Below are 14,871 nucleotides of genomic sequence, written 5' to 3'. Positions count from 1 at the left end.
CGGTATTCCGGCGATCACGCCACCCGCCCTTCGACGCCGCGCAGGATCCGCTGCGCGCGCTTCCGCAGGACCGCGTTGCTCTCCCAGCCCACATATTCGCGCAGCAGCCGCGCGGTCTCGACGTCGCCGCGCGTCCGCAGGTACGACAGCGCCATGTAGCGCCGGAACGGCCGGCCGCTGAACAGCTCGCGCCTGCAGTTGTGCTGGATCATGCTCCAGAGAAACGTGCCGAGCGCCGCGCCGCCGAGGAATCCCGCGGCGGTCATCCTTGCGCGCTTCGTCACAGCATCGCCCGCCGCGCGGTGAGCGCCTGCGCGATCGTCACGCCGTCGGCGTACTCGAGGTCGCCGCCCACGGGCAGGCCGCGCGCTATGCGCGACACCGTCAGCGGGTAGCCGGCCAGCCGCCGCTGCACGTACAGCGCCGTGGCTTCGCCTTCCATGCTCGGGTTGGTGGCGATGATCACTTCGCGCACCACGCCGCCCGACACGCGCTGTTCCAGCTGCGGAATGGTGAGGTCGTCGGGGCCGATGCCGTCGAGCGGGGAGAGCCGCCCGCCGAGCACGTGGTACGTTCCGCGATACTCGCCGGCGCGCTCGATGGCGCCGATGTCGGAGGCTTCCTCGACGGCGCATATGATCGCGGCGTCACGGCGCGCGTCCGCGCAGATGGTGCAGATGGCGTCTTCGGTAAGATTGAAGCAGCGGTCGCACCGGCGAACCTTCTCCGCCAGCGTCGTGAGCGCGCTCGCAAGCTTCCGGCTCTGGTCGGGCGGCTGCTTGAGCAGGTGGTACGTCAGTCGCTGCGCAGTCTTCCGACCTATGCCGGGCAGCCTGGCCAGCTCGGTCGTGAGATCGTCGATGACCGACATCAGCCCGGGAAGCCGAACGGCAGGTTGAGCCCGCCCGCAAGCTTGCCCATCTCTTCCTTGGCCATCTCCGCGGCCTTGGTCTGGGCCTCGCTTACCGCGACGGTGATGAGATCCTCGAGCATCTCGACCTCTTTGGCGTCGACGATGGAGGGATCGATCTTGACGCGGGTGATCTGGCCTTTGCCGTCGGCGTCGACGGTAACCATGCCTCCGCCCGAGCTCGCGGACACGGTCCGCAGAGCCAGCTCCTCCTGGATCTGCTGCAGCTTGCCCTGCATCTGCTGGGCCTGCTGCATGATCTTCATGAAATCCGCCATTTCCGACCCTGGTTGAGTGCGGGTTAATCTACCGGCGTCGCGCCGAAGACGCACCCGCGCGAGCGCGAAAAATCAATCGATCAGCTCGAGGTCGAGCGCGTCGATGGTCGCGCCGAGCACCGGATCCTTCTGCCGCAGCGAGGCGAGCCGCTGCTGTGTTACGGATTCGTTGGTCATGCGTCCCTTCGCCGCCTCGAGAAAGCCGGCTTCCACCGCGGGATTGATCGCGGCGCTCCGTTCCACCGCGATCGTGGGCGCGGCAGGGGCGGGCGTCGCCTGCCGCGGAGCCGGCGACTTCGCCGCATTGGTCCGCGGGGCCGGTCCGCGCGGCGGCGCTTGCGGCGCGCCGCCGCCGCGAATCTCGTCGAGCAGCTCCTCGATCCGCACCGACCGATCGATGAGCGCGAATCTCACCAGCAGCATCTCCACCAGGAGCTGCTGCTGTCCGCTTTTCCTGAAGCGCGGCTCCATCTCGCTGAGCGCGCCGAGCATCCGCAGGAGATCGCCGGGCGCGAACGTGCGCGCGTGTTTCGCCAGCGCGTCCCTGGTGCGCGCGGCGACGCCGGGCGCCTCACCGCCGAGCGCGACGGCCAGCTGCGCACGGAGCACGTCGGCGAGCCCGGCGAGGAAGACCCCGAAGTCGATCCCGGCGTCGGCCAGCCGCTGCACCGTCGGAAATACGTCCGCGGCGCGCTTCTCGGCGACGAGGTCGAGGACCGCGATGTACTCGTCTTCCGCCACCAGGCCGAGCGCCTCGCGCACGGAATCGGCCGTGATTCCCGCGTCGCTGGTGGCGACGACCTGATCGGCGAAGCTGAGCGCGTCGCGCATGGAGCCGTCCGCGGCGCGCGCGATCATCGCGATCGCGTCGGGAGTGCCCTCGATTCCCTCGCTCGCCAGCACGTGGCGGAGGCGCTCGGAGATCTCGCCCTGGCCGATTCGCTTGAGATCGAACCGCTGCAGCCGGCTCAGCACGGGCGCGGCGGACTGCGCGATCTTCTGCGGCTCGGTAGTGGCGAACACGAACACGACGCGGGGCGGCGGCTCTTCGAGGATCTTGAGTAGCGCGTTCCAGGCCTCGCGGGTGAGCATGTGCGCCTCGTCCACGATGTACACCTTGTAGCTCTCATCCCCGCTCGGCGCGTACATCGCGCGCTCGCGCAGCTCGCGGGCGTCGTCCACGCCGCGGTTCGACGCCGCGTCGATCTCGACCACGTCCAGGCAGGACGACCCGCTCCAGATCCTGGTGCAGGAGAGACATTCGCCGCACGGCTCGCCGTCGGGCGAGCGCGCCTCGCAGTTGAGCGCCATCGCGAGCACCCGGGCGAGGGTCGTCTTGCCCACGCCGCGGGGGCCGCACAACAGGTAGCCGTGCGCCACTCTGCCTCTCGCGATCGCGCCGCGCAGCGTGTTCGACACGTGCGACTGGACGGCGACTTCGGCGAACTTTCGCGGGCGGTACTTGCGGGCGAGTGCGAGAGCCATCGGCGTGTCCGGAGCGGCGGAAAAAAGAAGGGGGGCCGGGCGATGAACCGGATCCGGGCTGCGCGAGCGCCCGACCCAACCGTCCACCTTCACCATGCCCCCCAGTAGTGGCACTCCAGGCCTGACGGAGCAACGTCGAACACCGCATGCCGCTGCTACCTTCGGGGTCCTGACGGAGTTAGCGGGCCTACGCCCTCCGGGACCTGGAGCACCACCCGAAATATACCGCTTTTTCCGCCCTCGAAGAACCCGGACAGGAGCCCAAAAAAAGGCCGCTCCGGAAACCGGAGCGGCCTTTTCTTCGACCGGCTGCGACTAGTTGTTGCCGGGCGGATTGATGGTCGGAACGCGGATCTGCTGCGTGTCGGTCCCAATGGTCGGGACTGTAACCGTAGCGGTATCCATTCCGATGGATGGCGTGTTGATCGTGTCGGTCACCGTGCCAATGACCGGCCGCTCGACCTCGAACTCGCCTTCGCCCGTCTTCTTGCATCCAGCAACCGTCGCGACCGCCAATAGGGCCGCAGCTAATACCACCTTGCGCACGGAAATCCTCCCGGAGTGTGTGTGTGCTCTCGTCGGAGGTTAGTGGCAAGCTTCGTTCCAAACGGACGGCTTCCGGCAAACTGTTGGCTCGGCCTTCTGCGCAGCCTACTGGGATACTGAAGGGGAATCCAGGCCGTGGAGGAGACGGTCTCCTGGAATACTCCAGGCGGAATCCAGGCCGTGAGCATCCCAGTAGCCAAAATCAGTCCTCGAAAACCTCCCGTTGCAGCTTCCGCACACGCCTGAGCTCGAATACCTGCCCCACTTCGCCACCCAGGATGAAGATCAAAGCTCCGTAGTAGACCCAGATCACCGTGATCACCGCGGCCGCGACGGTCCCCGTGTACATGGTCTGCGCCGAGAACGAGACGATCATGAATCCGAACACGCCCTTCGCGAGCTCGAACATCACGCTGCTGAACGTCGCCGCGACCAGCGCCATCTGCCAGCGGATCTTCCGCTTCGGGAGGAATTTGTACAGCGAGAAGAAGAGAATCGCGATCGAGATAAAAGCGATGATCCGGCCAATCGTATACTCGACGTTACCCATCACGTCGCGGCGCAGCCCCAGCTCCACCAGCAGCGTGGACCCCTGCGTGGTGGCCAGCGCGAGGTACGCGCTGAGCACTATGTAACCGACCAGCAGGACCGTCGCGACGATCGTGACCTTGATGTCGAAGATCTTGCCGGCGATGATCCCGCGGTCGGACTCGATGTCGAAGATCGAAGCGAGCACGCTTCGCACCGAGCCGAACAGCCGGGTGGAGAACCACACGAAGCCGATCGCGCTCACGAGCTGAACCGTGCCGCGACTCTCGAGAATCTCCATCAGCAGCCGGACGACGGGCTGGCTCGCGTCGGTGGATTCCATCGGGAGCAAGGTCGCCACGAGCGTGGCGATCTCGCGGGCGCGCACCTCCGGCGTGTGCTCGAGGAAGTAGCCGAGCCCGCCGGCGAGCAGCAGGACGAAGGGGACGATCGCCAGCAGCAGGTTGAAGGCGATCCCGCCGGCGAGGAAGAAGATGTTGTCCTCGGCGCTGTTGTCCCACACGCGCCTGGAGTAATCGCGGAGCATCCACCCGAGGCGGAGGGGGAAAGCACGCTTCCTCCGCGACATCGGGCCCTGCGCCGGAACTACGCCCGGTTGCTCGATCCGCTCCTCGCCCGCGCGCTCTGCGACTTGGTGTCCGCGATGCGCTGCTCGAGATCCTCACGCGCCTGGCGCGCGGCCTCCCTCCCCGCGTCGATCGCCTGCGTCACCTGCGAGCGCTTCACCTCGACGGCGCCGCGCGCGGACTCTACCTGCCGCTCGACGGCGGTGCGCGCGCTCTCGAGCGTCTCGCCGAGCGATTCCGCGACGTCGTCCACCATGTCGCGCGCGCTCTCCTGCGCGCGGCGGGCGGCCCGCGTCAGCTCGGCCCGCGTGTCCACGCCGGTCCTGGGCGCGAACAGCAGCGCCACCGCGGCGCCGGCGAGCGCGCCGAGCAGGAACGTGCCGATCCCGGACTCGGTCTTCTCGATCACTACGTACGGCTCGTCTTCGAATTCATACCGTGACATATGGGACTCCTAACGTCGCTTCGTGGATTTCGCTTTTGCCTTGGGCTTCGCCTGACTCTTTCCACTTCTGCCCGCGGCAGCGGAGGTCTCACTGTTCACGCCGGCCGCGGCACGCGACTGGTCGGCGCCGTTCCCGCCGGCGAGCATGGCCCCGAGCTCGGAGCGCACTTCCTCGGGGGGCAGTCCAACGATCTTCGCCGTGCGCAGGTGATCGCCGCCGGTGGACGCGAACGTGCGCAGCACCAGCTGCCGCCGCGCGTCCGCCACCGTGGCACCGGCCGGCAGCGAGACCATGGACGATTCCGACGAGACCCGCAGATGCCGCGGCATGATGTCCGTCGCCGAGACGATGTCGCCGCGCGCCATGATCACGGCCCGCTCCACCGCGTTCTTGAGCTCGCGGACGTTGCCCGGCCAGTTGTACGACACGATCCAGTCCCACGCCTCGTCCGAGAAGCCCTTGATCTTCTTCCCGTTCTGCTGCGCGAACCGCAGCAGGAACTCGTCCGCCAGCAGCTTGATGTCGCCCATCCGCTCGCGTAGCGGCGGGAGAAACAGCTCCACGACGGCGAGCCGGTAGTACAGGTCGTCGCGTAGGTCACCCTCGTCCAGGGCCTTCTGCAGGTCGCGGTTGGTCGCGGCGAGAATGCGGATGTCGACCTCGATCTCCTTCTTGCCGCCGAGCCGCCGGATCGTGCGCGTCTCGAGCGCGCGCAGAATCTTGACCTGGATGTCGGTCGGCATCTCCGCCACTTCGTCGAGAAAGAGCGTGCCGCCGTCCGCCATCTCAAACGCGCCCGCCTTCTCGTTCGTGGAGCCGGTGAACGCGCCCTTCTCGTGGCCGAACAGCTCGTTCTCGAGGATGTCCTTCGGCAGCGCGGCGCAACTCAGCGCCAGGAACGGGCCCTTCGCCCGCTCGCTCTTCGTGTGCAGCGCCCGCGCCACCAGCTCCTTGCCGGTGCCCGATTCGCCGAGGATCAGCACGTTCGCGGTCGACGGCGCCACGGCGTGTATCACCTGGTACACGGCGCGCATCTCCTCCGACTTCCCGGTGAGCTCGCCGAAATGCGTGAGTCCCTGCAGCTGCGAGGTCAGCTCGCGGTTCTGCTCCTGCACCGAGTACTTCTCGAGCGCCTTGGGGATGAGCGCCTTGAGCCGGTTCAGCTTCTCCGCGTTCAGCGGCTTCTCGATGTAGTCGTATGCGCCCTCGCGCATGGCCTGCACCGCCGAAGCGACCGACGCCTGGCCGGTGATGATGATGCACTCCGTCGGAATGCCGCTCTCCTGGAGCTGCTTCATCAGCGCGAGACCGTCCAGCTTGGGCATCATCAGGTCGGCCAGGACTACGCCGAACCCGTCGGCCTGGAGCTTCTGGAACGCCTGCTGGCCATCGGCCGCGACGGCCACGTCGTAGCCCTCGTCGGTCAGGATGGCGCTGAGACCATCGGTGATCGATCGCTCGTCGTCGGCGATCAGAATGCGCGGCTTTTTCGTGGCCAAGTTATTCGCTGCTGGGGGTGGTACGCGGGACGGTTAATATAACGCCGTCGGGGCTGTTCCTCATGCTGATCTGCGCGGAGCCCCCTCTCTCGGCGCTCAACGCGCGCGGTATGACGGTTCCCTCGAACACAATCTCGAACGCGCCGCCCGAAGGCGACAGCCGGCAGCTGCAGCTCTTCTGCTCGAGACAGTCGATCGTGAGCTGCAGCAGAGCCCGCAGGATCTCGTGCAGCGCGGTCAAGGACTCGAACTGCTCCGACGCCCTCTCCGCGAACGGGCCCGCTTGGTGCGCGCCCTCCAGCCCCGCCGTACGGGTCCGCACGACCTCGAGGTTCACAGCGACACCGTTCGCCGCGTTGTTCACCTCGTGCATGAGCCGGCGATGCACGTCGCGCAGCAGCGCCGCGCAGGAAGTCGCTCCGGAAGTGCTAGTCACTGAGGTCGGCGTCATCGGGTGCCGCCTCGATGACCGGCATCCCTTCGTGCGGAGCCGGACGATGGCGCTCGACCATCGTGACGTGACGCTGCACGATCCCCCGGGTGCCCGCGACGCCGAGCTGCCGGAACAGAAACTCGAACTTCTCGTCGTACGCCCGCGCGAGCGCCTGCCCGGTGTCCGCGGAGAGGTCCCACAGTCTGCGCTTGAACGGCCCCAGGGCCTTTTTCCGCGTCTTGTAGAAGAACTGCTCGTCGGAATCCGACGGCTTGCGCTCTTCCTTCGCGTTGGCCGACAGCCAGGCGTAGACCTCCTGCCGCAGCTCCACCGGGAGCTGGTCGTACAGCATGTTCTGGAAGTTCGTCGCGAGATGGATCTCCGCGGTCTCGGTCCTGGGGAAATTGTTGAACGCGCCGTCGGGCAGCGTCGAGGCTCCGTGCTGCACCGCGCCCGAGAGCCCGTACTCCTCGCGCGCGACTTTCGACAGCCGCGCGAGCGTGTCGAGATCGATCTTCACGTCGGCAATCGAGCCGTCCGCCAGCACCACCCCGCCGTGCGTGGTTCCCGACTGCACGCTGATCTTGGACAACCCCTGCGCTCCCGGCGCGCGCTCGCGCAGCAGCCGGTTGAAGCCGTCCATGAACGCGCGCAGCTCCGGCTCCGTGCTGTTCTCCGTGCCAACCTCGCCGATCTCCCCGCCGACGGAGATCGTGATCCCCTCCGGCTCCCTCTCGCGCACGTAGCGCGTGAGCTCCACCGCCTGCTCGTAGTTGACGCGCTGCTGCGCGTCGAGATCCGGCTTGGACAGATCCACCAGCGTCGAGGTGTCGACGTCGATGTTGTAGAAACCGGCGTCCACCGCTTCGGTGATGAGCTGCTTCACCGCGGCGACCTCGGTCACCGGGTCCACGGCGAACTTCTTGGCGTTCACCTGGAAGTGGTCGCCCTGAATGAACAGCGGCCCGCGGAATCCCTCGCGCAGCGCGGCGGCGAGCATCACCGCCACGTACTCCGCCGGCCGCTGATCGGTGTACGCGATCTCCGACCTGGCTATCTCGCAGATGAACGCGCCCGCGTCGAGCTTGACCGCGGTGCGGAAGATGGACCGCGCTGTGTCGTACACCCGCCCGCGCACGTTCATCGCGGGAACGGTGAAGCCGGAGACCTCTCCCCGTCCGCGGGCGATGTACAGCTCGTGGATCGACGAGCAGCGTATGCCCAGCTGCTGCCCGATCTCCCAGATGAGCCAGCGCGCGTCGTCCCTCGCCTGCCCTTCGCCGAAGACCGCCGCGCGCGCGAGCTGGTCGAAGCGCTCGGACGCAATCGCCTTTTCGTCGCGTACGACGACGGAGCCTTTGACGATCTCCACCGCGCCGCCGAGAATCCCGGATTGTTTCACGTTTTGAGTCATTGAATCAGCTATTGGCTATTGGCTGTTGGCTATTGGCTTATTGTTGGCAGTTGGAGTGACCAACAGCCAAGAGCCAACAGCCAAGAGCGCCGTTCCTGTTAAACCTGCCATCTCTCATCCGGCTTCGGCAGCGTTTCCCACTCCTTGATCGCCGCCTCGGAGCCGGGCCGCCCGAGCATTGCGTAAGCAAACTGCTTGCCCAACTCCACGCCGGGCTGGTCGAAGGCGTCGACCCCGTACAGTTGTCCTCCGTACGCGGTGGCGAGCTCCAGCAGCAGCATCAGCCCGCCGAGGTGCCACGCGTCCACCCGCTCCAGCTCGATCGTGAGGTTCCGCCTCCCGCGTTTGGCCAGAGCGCCCGCCGTCGCCCGCAGCTCCACGCCCATCAGCTCGGCCAGCGAGTGGCCCGCGAGATACGCCACCCCGGTCACGTCCGGGAAGGCGCCGGACATAGCCAGATCCACGTCGCGCTCCCGCACGCCGACGAACGTCACCGTCTTGTTCTCCGGACCTTCCATGAACAGCTGCACCTGGCTGTGCTGGTCCGTCGCGCCGAGCGCGGCGAGCGGCGTCTGGCCGACGAACGAGCCGTCGCGCCGCGCCTTGCCGAGACTCTCCGCCCAGAGCTGCACGAACCAGTCCGCCAGGTCACGCAGCTGGTCAGAGTACGGCATGAAGACGTTGATCGCCTTGCCGTGCGCCGTGTCGCTCAGCCACTGCAACACGGCGTACACTCCCGCCGGATTCCGGCGCAGATCCGCCGTCTCGCAGCGGCGCGCCATGTCGGCCGCTCCGGCGAGCAGCGCGCGCACGTCTATCCCCGCGAGCGCCGCGGGGAGGATGCCGACCGGCGTCATGACGCTGAAGCGCCCGCCGACGTTCGGTGGAATGTCCAGCGCGTGCACGCCGAGCGTCCGCGCCAGCGGCCGGAGCGCGCCCTGCTCCGGGTCGGTCACGAACGCGAAATTGCCGGCCGGCGCCAGGCCGGCCGCGCCGTACCGCGCGTGCACGATCAGGAACTGCGACATCGTCTCCGCGGTGCCGCCCGATTTCGAGATCACGATCCACAGCGTCCGCGCGAGATCGAGCCGGTCCAGCAGCGCCGCGATGGTCACCGGATCGACGTTGTCGAGCACGTGCAGGCGAGGCCGCCCGCCCCGCTCCGCCGCCCCCAGCGCGTTCCAGCCGGGCTTGAGCAGCGCCGTCCGGAGCGCGATCGTCCCGAGCGCGGAGCCCCCGATCCCGAGAACCACGACGTCGTCGAACTTGCCCCGGGCCGATTCGGCGAACGCCAGCGACTGCCCCAGTAGCTTCTCGTCGGTGGCGACGTCCACGAACCCGACCACCCCGCTCGCCGCCAGCTCGCGAAAGCGCGCGTGCGCCGCTTCGAACGCGGCGGCCGACGCCGCCCACTCGCTCGCGGATATTCCGCCCGTCACGGCGGTCGCCATCATGTTGGTGTAGTCGATCGTGAGCGCCATCAGTCGATCCTGACCGTGAGGCCGTCGAAGGCCGGGCTGATTCCCCGCGGCAGCTCGGCCTCGAGGTCCGCGTGCAAGTTGTCGTGCGTGAGGTGCGTGAGGTACGTCCGCTCGGCGCCGATCGCGCGCGCGGCGCGCACGGCTTCGGGCAGGCTCAGGTGCGTGGGGTGCTCCGTCCTGAACAGCGCGTTGAGCACGAGCACCTTCACGCCGCGAAATATCTCCAGTGCCGACTCCGGCACGACCTGCGCGTCGGTGATGTAGCCGAGGTTGCCGACGCGATAACCGAACACGGTGACGGGCCCGTGCGGCAGCGCGACCGCGCGAACTTCCACGTCACCGATCGTGGCGGTCTCGCCGTCGGCCAGCGGCCGCAGCACGCCCTCCGGCTTCGACGTCCCCGGCAGCGCCCGCACGCCGGCGTCGAAGATGTACGCGAATCTGCGCGACAGCCGCTCGAGCGAGTCAGCGGGACCGTACATCGTGATCGGCCCGTCCCGTCGCACGGTGATGGCGCGGACGTCGTCCAGCCCGTGCGTATGATCCGCGTGGTCGTGGGTGAACAGCACCGCGTCCACGCGGTCGATCGCGGCCGCGATGAGCTGCATGCGCAGCTCGGGCGGCGTGTCCACGAGCAATCGCGTCCCGCCGTCGGTCTCGATCACGGCGCCCACCCTGGTCCGCTTGTCGCGCGGATCGGTGGAGCGGCACACCGCGCAGTGGCAGCCGACCTGCGGCACGCCGAAGCTGGTGCCGGTGCCGAGAAAGGTGAGCTTCACACGCGCTCCACCTTGAGCAGGTTGGTGGTGCCGGGAACGTCGAACGGCACGCCCGCGGTGACCACCAGGCGGTCGCCTTCCGCGGCGAGCTGCCGGCGGATCACCACGTCGCGCGCGAGCTTCATCATGTCCTCGTACGTATCGCAGTGCGGAACGAGCTCCGGAATGACGCCCCAGACCAGCGCCAGCTGGCGGTACGTCCGCGGCTGATCGGTCAGCGCGAGTATCGGCACGCCGGGACGGTAGGCCGCGACGACCCGCGCGGAGAACCCGCTCTTGGTGAAGACGACCACGAGCGGAGTCGCGAGCAGCTGCACAGCGACGACGGTGGACGCGGCGATGGCGAGCTCGGTGGGCACCACGCCCTCGAGTCCGAGCGGACCTTCTCTGGCGGCCCTCTCCTGCGGATGCTGCTCCGTCTCGGTGATGATGCGCCGCATCGCCTCGGCGGCGAGCCTCGGGTACGCGCCGGCCGCGGTCTCCGCGGAGAGCATCACCGCGTCGGTGCCGTCGAGGATCGCGTTGGCGACGTCGCTCGCCTCGGCGCGGGTCGGACGCGGATGCTCGATCATCGATTCCAGCATCTGCGTCGCGGTAATCACGGGCCGGCCGATGCGGTTGGCCAGCGCGATGATCCGCTTCTGCGCCATCGGGACCTCCTCGTACGGCAGCTCCACGCCGAGGTCGCCGCGCGCGACCATCACCGCGTCCGCCGCGCGGATGATGCTGTCGATGTTCTCGAGCGCTACTTCCTTCTCGATCTTCGCTACGATGAGCACGTGCCGCGGCAGTCGCACCCGCAGCGACTCGATGTCCTCCGCGCGCCGCACGAAGCTGAGGGCCAGGTAGTCGAGATCGTGCTCCACGGCGAAGTCGATGTCGATCGCGTCCTTCGCGGTGATCGACGGCGCGGACACGTGAATCCCGGGGAGGTTCAGCCCCTTGTGGCTCCGCAGCTCGCCGCCGTGGATCACCCGCGCGCGCACGCGGATCCCTTCGATGTCGAGGACGACCAGCTCGATCAACCCGTCGTCCACCAGGATCCGGTCGCCGACGTGCACGTCGGTCGCGAGGTGCTCGTACGTGACGGGAAACTCGTCCGGCGCCTCTTCTCCCTCGTGCACGAGCACGATGTCGTCACCCTGGTTCAGCACGACGGTCTGGCGCAGGTCGCCGATCCGGATGCGCGGGCCCTGCAGGTCGCCGAGAATCGCGACGGGCTGTCCCAGCGCCGCCGCCGCGGCCCGGATGAACCCGATCGTATCTATATGCTCGGCGGCCGTCCCGTGGGAGAAGTTGATGCGGGCCACGTTCATCCCCGCCTGAATCAGGCCCCGAATGGCGTCAGGAGTCGCCGTCGCGGGGCCCAGCGTGCAGACGATTTTCGTGCGGAGAGTGTGTTTCGTTGTCACGTAGCGTGGACGAGCAGGCTCATCTTCTTCGCGAGTCCCGCCGTCAGCTGATCGAAGGATTTCTGGAAGCTCGCGAGCCCGTCGACGAGCAGCTTGTCGGTCACCTCTTCCATCGAGACGCCCGCCGCCTCCAGCTCCGCGAGACACAGCTGCGCCTGATCCAGCCCCTCGGTCAGGCACTGCTTCACCACGCCATGATCGCGGAACGCCTCGAGCGTGGCCGGCGGGAGCGTGTTGACCGTGTTGGGACCGATCAGCTCCTCGACGTACAGCGTGTCTCTGTACGCCGGGTTCTTGGTGCTGGTGCTGGCCCAGAGCGGGCGCTGCAGCCGCGCGCCCTTCGCCGCGAGGCGCTCCCAGCGCTCGCCCGAGAACTTCGCCTCGAACAGCCGGTACGCGAGCTTCGCGTTCACGATCGCGGCCTTCCCACGCAGACGCAGAATGTGCTCCTTCTCGGTCTCCGGCTTCGTGGCCGCGATCTGCTCGAGACGCTTGTCGACCTCGCTGTCCACGCGGCTAACGAAGAAGCTCGCCACCGAGGCGACCCCGTCGATCGTATTGCCCGCGCGCAAGCGGTCCTCGAGCCCCGCGATATACGCGTCGATGACGCGCGCGTGCGCGTTGATCGCGAAGAGCAGGGTGATGTTGACGTTGATTCCCTCGCTAATGAGCTGCCGCACCGCGGTCGTGCCCTCGGCGGTCCCCGGCACTTTCACCATGAGGTTGGGACGGTCGACCGCGCGCCACAGTCGCCGGGCCTCGCGGACCGTCGCCTCGGCATCGTTGGCCGCGGCGGGCGAGACCTCTATCGAGACGTAGCCGTCGCCCCCGCTGGTCCGCGCGTACACGTCGGTGAATATGTCGCACGCCGTGCGCACGTCCTCCGTCTCGACCAGCTCGAACAGCTGGGCGGGCGTGAGCTCGCGCGGCGCTGCGGTGAGCTGGTCGTCGTACTCGTGTCCTTCGGCCAGCGCTTTCTCGAAGATCGTCGGATTGGTGGTCTCGCCCGTCACGAAGTCCTCTTCGATCATGCGGCGCAGGCGGCCGCTCGAGAGGAGCTCGCGATCGATGAAGTCGAGCCAGATGGACACGCCGGCGTCGTGGAGTTGCTGCAGGCGGTTGGTAGTCATGTCGGTTGCCTCTTGTGCGTCGTCGTGCGGGATACCCTCAAAGGTAACTTCGTGCTTGGTCTCGCGGCTCGGTGGCTCCAGGAATGCGGACGGGGAATCCGGGCTGTGAGCAGTCAGCCATCAGCGCTGAGCTTTGAGAATAGGGATATTTGGACGACCCTGGAGGTTGACCATCATGCGGAACTTCTTGTTTATCTGTGTTCTGCTGGGCGGCGCGGTTCCACCGGCCGAGGCCCAGGACCGCCCACGCGCGCGCGACATTGGCCTTCGCGTAGGGATCTTCCCGCCGGGCGCGCACAATGCGATCACCGACGTGCCGGGCGTGCTCGTCGGAAGTTTGACGCTGCGCGAGGGAGACACCGTGGCTACGGGGCTCACTGCGATTCTTCCGCACGCGGGGAATCTCTATCGCGATCGCGTGCCGGCCGCCGTTCACGTGCTCAACGGATTCGGCAAGATGCTCGGCATCGCGCAGGTGCGGGAGCTGGGCGAGCTGGAGACGCCGATCCTGCTGACGTGCACGCTGTGCGTGTGGCGCGCCGCCGACGGGCTCGTCGAGCACCTGCTGGCGCAGCCGGGGATGGAGACCGTGCGATCGATAAATCCGCTGGTGGGCGAGACGAACGACGGCCGACTGAACGATATCCGTTCGCGCCCGATCCGGCCGGAGCACGTCCGCGAGGTGCTCGCGAACGCGCGGGCGGGCGCAGTCGAGGAAGGGAGCGTCGGCGCGGGAACCGGCACCGTCGCGTTCGGCTGGAAAGGCGGAATCGGCACCAGCTCGCGCCGCATCCCCGCGGCGCTGCGGATCGGCGAATACACCGTGGGTGTGCTCGTGCAATCCAACTTCGGCGGCATTCTCACGATGAACGGCGCGCCGGTCGGGCGCGAGCTCGGCAGGTATTCCTTCGCCGACAGACTCGAGCGTGGCTCAGGTGACGCCGACGGCCGCGGCTCGATCATCATCGTGATCGCGACTGACGCGCCGCTGGACGCGTTCGCGCTCGAGTCGCTCGCGCAGCGCGCCTCGCTGGGTCTCGCGCGGACGGGATCCTTCTCGTCCTTCGGCTCGGGCGACTTCAGCATCGCCTTCTCGACGGCGGAGTCGGTTCGCCGGAGCAATGCGATACCGACCGACGGCCGCGAGCCCTCGCCGGTCGCGACGACGACACAGCTCCGGCAGGACCGGATGTCGCCCCTGTACGAAGCCGTGGTCGAGGCGACCGAAGAGGCGATCTACAATTCGCTGCTGCGCGCGACGACGGTTCGCTATCGCGGCACGACCGTGGAGCCGCTGCCGATCGATCGTACGCTGGAAGTTCTTCGCAAATACAACGCGCTCAACCCCTCAAGTGAGTGAGCAGCCAGTGAGACCGTAAGCCAGAAGGCCAGTGTTCTCTGGCAAACTGGCTTACTGGCTTGCTGGATACTCACCAACTTTGCCGCATGAAAACGCACACCACCTACCACACGTTCACCACCAAGAAGCGACAGCAAATCATCGACATCACCGATCTCGTGGAAGGATGTCGCGCGAAGGCCGGGATCACCGAGGGAATGGTGCTGGTGTCCGCCATGCACATATCCGCCTCCGTCTTCGTGAACGATCACGAGTCGGGCCTCTGGCAGGACATCCTCAAGTGGCTCGAGGAGCGTATCGCGCCGTGGGACCCGGATGCCTACAGGCACAACACCGGCACCGGCGAGGACAACGCCGCCGCGCACCTGCGCTCATTGACTGTCGGCCACGAAGTGATCGTGCCGGTGACGAAGGGCGAGCTCGACTTCGGGCCCTGGCAGAGGGTTTTCTACGGCGAGTGGGACGGGCAGAGGCCGAAGCGGGTGGTTATCAAGGCGATGGGGGAATAGTAGTGACTAGTGATTAGTGACTAGTGACTAGTGACTGCACCGAGACGCTTCGCTAGCCGGCGGTTACTAGTCAC

At 67.4% G+C, this 14,871-nt stretch carries 16 protein-coding genes and 1 other RNA gene; 2 read left to right on the top strand and 15 right to left on the bottom strand.

The window, feature by feature from the left end; genetic code table 11:
- Positions 1-14: 14 nt before the first annotated feature.
- The 15 genes from WEA80_12365 to tal form a co-directional block, all read right to left on the bottom strand.
- Positions 15-284, bottom strand: coding sequence for a hypothetical protein (locus WEA80_12365; protein MEX1187375.1), 270 nt, complete (start codon positions 282-284; stop codon positions 15-17).
- On the bottom strand, positions 281-871 hold the full coding sequence (gene recR / locus WEA80_12360; GenBank protein ID MEX1187374.1) for a recombination mediator RecR: 591 nt from the start codon (positions 869-871) through the stop codon (positions 281-283). Before recR ends, WEA80_12365 begins: the two co-directional genes overlap by 4 nt.
- Entirely contained in the window at positions 871-1,188 is a 318-nt protein-coding gene (locus WEA80_12355; protein ID MEX1187373.1) for a YbaB/EbfC family nucleoid-associated protein, read from the bottom strand. Before WEA80_12355 ends, recR begins: the two co-directional genes overlap by 1 nt.
- Positions 1,189-1,260: 72 nt before the next feature.
- Entirely contained in the window at positions 1,261-2,673 is a 1,413-nt protein-coding gene (dnaX, locus tag WEA80_12350; protein ID MEX1187372.1) for a DNA polymerase III subunit gamma/tau, read from the bottom strand.
- Positions 2,674-2,784: 111 nt separating this feature from the next.
- An RNA gene (ffs, locus tag WEA80_12345) (signal recognition particle sRNA small type) lies at positions 2,785-2,881 on the bottom strand.
- Positions 2,882-2,988: 107 nt separating this feature from the next.
- Positions 2,989-3,219, bottom strand: a complete 231-nt coding sequence (locus WEA80_12340; protein MEX1187371.1) for a hypothetical protein — start codon at positions 3,217-3,219, stop codon at positions 2,989-2,991.
- A gap of 202 nt (positions 3,220-3,421) precedes the next feature.
- On the bottom strand, positions 3,422-4,336 hold the full coding sequence (locus WEA80_12335; GenBank protein ID MEX1187370.1) for a YihY/virulence factor BrkB family protein: 915 nt from the start codon (positions 4,334-4,336) through the stop codon (positions 3,422-3,424).
- Positions 4,337-4,353: 17 nt separating this feature from the next.
- Positions 4,354-4,779, bottom strand: a complete 426-nt coding sequence (locus tag WEA80_12330) for a YtxH domain-containing protein (GenBank protein ID MEX1187369.1) — start codon at positions 4,777-4,779, stop codon at positions 4,354-4,356.
- Positions 4,780-4,788: 9 nt separating this feature from the next.
- Complete coding sequence (locus WEA80_12325) at positions 4,789-6,279, bottom strand: sigma-54 dependent transcriptional regulator (protein ID MEX1187368.1); 1,491 nt, start codon at positions 6,277-6,279, stop codon at positions 4,789-4,791.
- Between the two features lies 1 nt (position 6,280).
- Positions 6,281-6,715 (bottom strand): hypothetical protein, encoded by a 435-nt coding sequence (locus WEA80_12320; GenBank protein ID MEX1187367.1) that lies wholly within the window; start codon positions 6,713-6,715, stop codon positions 6,281-6,283.
- Complete coding sequence (locus WEA80_12315; protein MEX1187366.1) at positions 6,708-8,126, bottom strand: class II fructose-bisphosphate aldolase; 1,419 nt, start codon at positions 8,124-8,126, stop codon at positions 6,708-6,710. The genes WEA80_12320 and WEA80_12315 overlap by 8 nt, the downstream gene beginning before the upstream one ends.
- 98 nt (positions 8,127-8,224) lie before the next feature.
- Positions 8,225-9,607, bottom strand: coding sequence for a glucose-6-phosphate isomerase (locus WEA80_12310; GenBank protein ID MEX1187365.1), 1,383 nt, complete (start codon positions 9,605-9,607; stop codon positions 8,225-8,227).
- Positions 9,607-10,386, bottom strand: a complete 780-nt coding sequence (locus WEA80_12305) for an MBL fold metallo-hydrolase (protein MEX1187364.1) — start codon at positions 10,384-10,386, stop codon at positions 9,607-9,609. The genes WEA80_12310 and WEA80_12305 overlap by 1 nt, the downstream gene beginning before the upstream one ends.
- Positions 10,383-11,798, bottom strand: coding sequence for a pyruvate kinase (pyk, locus tag WEA80_12300; protein ID MEX1187363.1), 1,416 nt, complete (start codon positions 11,796-11,798; stop codon positions 10,383-10,385). Before pyk ends, WEA80_12305 begins: the two co-directional genes overlap by 4 nt.
- The gene (gene tal / locus WEA80_12295) at positions 11,795-12,928 is read right to left on the bottom strand and encodes a transaldolase (GenBank protein MEX1187362.1); all 1,134 of its coding nucleotides are present in this window, start codon (positions 12,926-12,928) and stop codon (positions 11,795-11,797) included. Before tal ends, pyk begins: the two co-directional genes overlap by 4 nt.
- A gap of 175 nt (positions 12,929-13,103) precedes the next feature.
- On the opposite strand from tal, the gene WEA80_12290 reads away from it, so the two are divergent.
- Together WEA80_12290 and WEA80_12285 are read left to right on the top strand one after the other, a co-directional pair.
- Positions 13,104-14,288, top strand: a complete 1,185-nt coding sequence (locus WEA80_12290) for a P1 family peptidase (protein MEX1187361.1) — start codon at positions 13,104-13,106, stop codon at positions 14,286-14,288.
- Between the two features lie 86 nt (positions 14,289-14,374).
- Complete coding sequence (locus tag WEA80_12285; protein ID MEX1187360.1) at positions 14,375-14,797, top strand: secondary thiamine-phosphate synthase enzyme YjbQ; 423 nt, start codon at positions 14,375-14,377, stop codon at positions 14,795-14,797.
- Positions 14,798-14,871 lie beyond the last annotated feature (74 nt).

Source organism: Gemmatimonadaceae bacterium (assembly GCA_040882285.1).
Lineage (GTDB): Bacteria > Gemmatimonadota > Gemmatimonadetes > Gemmatimonadales > Gemmatimonadaceae > JACDCY01.
The sequence above is the reverse complement of the archived record's forward strand: the minus strand, read 5'-3'. Positions and strand labels throughout refer to the sequence as shown.